This is a genomic window from Variovorax sp. 01T439_2 (assembly GCF_056398445.1).
Genome location: NZ_JBFTPJ010001062.1, coordinates 1 through 1,882 on the forward strand (window position 1 = coordinate 1; position 1,882 = coordinate 1,882).

At 69.6% G+C, this 1,882-nt stretch carries 2 protein-coding genes; one reads left to right on the forward strand and one right to left on the reverse strand.

Translation table 11 applies throughout. From position 1 onward, the window contains the following. Window positions 1-68 precede the first annotated feature (68 nt). Window positions 69-1,148 carry a DUF72 domain-containing protein gene (locus AC1DOC_RS31835; protein ID WP_012747892.1) on the forward strand — a complete coding sequence of 360 codons (1,080 nt, stop codon included), beginning with the start codon at window positions 69-71 and terminating at the stop codon, window positions 1,146-1,148. On the opposite strand, the gene AC1DOC_RS31840 is transcribed toward AC1DOC_RS31835, so the two are convergent. Next, on the reverse strand, window positions 1,145-1,636 hold the full coding sequence (locus tag AC1DOC_RS31840) for a RidA family protein (protein WP_012747891.1): 492 nt from the start codon (window positions 1,634-1,636) through the stop codon (window positions 1,145-1,147). The two genes, AC1DOC_RS31835 and AC1DOC_RS31840, sit on opposite strands and share 4 nt — an antisense overlap. Window positions 1,637-1,882: the final 246 nt, after the last annotated feature.

The following is a 1,882-nucleotide window of genomic DNA, read 5'->3' on the forward strand; positions in this document are numbered from 1 at the left end:
GTTTCATGGCGCGGATTGTGCCCGTCGCGGCGCAGCCTCCCGATGTTGGCCGAGAATGCGGCCCCAACATGGCTGATGAAGTGCAGGACTCCCTTTTCCCCGATCTTCCGCGCCCGCCCGAGGCGCCCCCGACCGTGCCGCCGGAGGCCGAGGCCGAGCCGCCCGCGAAGAAGAAGCCGCGCGGCGCCACCGTGGCACCGGCGCCCGCCGACCCGGCGCTCGTCGAACTGGCCGCGGCGCTCCCTCCCGGCCTGCGGCTCGGCACTTCATCGTGGAGCTACCCCGGCTGGGCCAACCTCGTCTGGGATGGCGACTACGCCGAAACGGTGCTGTCGAAAAGCGGCCTCTCCGCCCTCGCCCGGCATCCGCTTTTTCGCACCGTGAGCCTGGACCGCAACTTCTACCGCGCGCTCACCGCCAGCCAGTACGCGCGCTACGCGGCCATGGTGCAGGACGATTTCCGCTTCGTGGTGAAGGCGCCGAGCCTCGTGACCGACGCCACCGTGCGCGACGAAAGCGGCCGCGGCACGCAGGCCAACCCGGTGTTCCTGAACAGCGAGATCGCGATCCAGGAGTTCGTGCAGCCGGCGCTCGAAGGCCTCGGCCACCGCATCGGCGCGCTGGTGTTCCAGTTGAGCCCGATTCCCGCGCAACTGCTGGCCGACCAGCCCGCGCTGCTCGCGCGCATCGGCGAGATGCTCGAGGCCTTGCCCGGCCTGAAGCCAACGGCGCCCGATGCCGTGATCGCGGTCGAAGTGCGCGACCCGCAGTTGCTCTGCCCCGCCTTCGCCGACATGCTGCGCAGCGTGGGCGCCACCTTCTGCATGGGCCTGCACGCCAAGATGCCGCCGATCGAAGACCAGCTGCCGATGCTGCGTGCGCTCTGGCCCGGGCCGCTGGTGTGCCGCTGGAACCTGCACCGCCGCCACGGCCGCTTCGGCTATGAAGATGCGGAAAAGCTCTACGGCCCGTTCGACAGGATCGTCGATCCCGACCCCGAGACGCGCGAGGCCCTGGCCCGCGTGATCGCGGGCACCACCGGCGCGGGCCAGCTGGCCTACGTCACGGTGAGCAACAACGCCGAAGGCTGCGCGCCGCTGACGATCGCCTCGCTTGCGCGGGACATTGCCGGGCTGCCAAAGCGCTAACCTGCGTTGTCCTTGGCCGCCACCGTCATCTCCAGCTCCACGCTCGCATTCTTCGGCAGCGCATAGACGCCGACGGCCGTGCGCACATGTACGCCGGCCTCGCCGAACACGCGGTGCAGCAGCTCGGAGGCCGCATCGGCCACTTCGCTCTGCTGCGTGAATTCGGCCGTGCACTGCACGAAGACGCCAACGCGCAGCACCTTCTCGATGCCCTCGAGCGAGCCCAGTTCGCGGCGCAGCAGCGCGAGGCAGCGCAAGGCGCAGATCTGCGCGGCCTCGCGGGCCTTGCCGAGCGGCACCTGGTCGCCCACGCGGCCGGTGACGACCACCGTGGTGCCCACGCGCGGCACCTGGCCGCTGGTGTAGAGCGTGCGGCCGTCGCGCACGACGGGGATGTAGTTGCCGCCGGCGACGAGCTCGCCCTCGAAGCTGTGGCCCAGCTCGGCGGCGATACGGTCGGCAATCTGGTCTCGGGTCTGCGCAGTCATTTGGCTTCCATTCGATGAAGCCTCATTGTCGCCATCCGATCGTCGAAGAACAGATACAGATCGCACAGGCGCGATGCACAACAGACGATGCGCAACGCGTCAGGCCGCCCGGTCCGAAGGCCACCGCCCCAGCACCTCATGGATGCCTTCGCCGACGTGGCTTTCGATCAGCGAGAACGAGTCGGCCATCCACCGGACCGGCTCGACCAGATGCGGCTCGATCCTGCGCGGCGTGTAGGCCAGCGT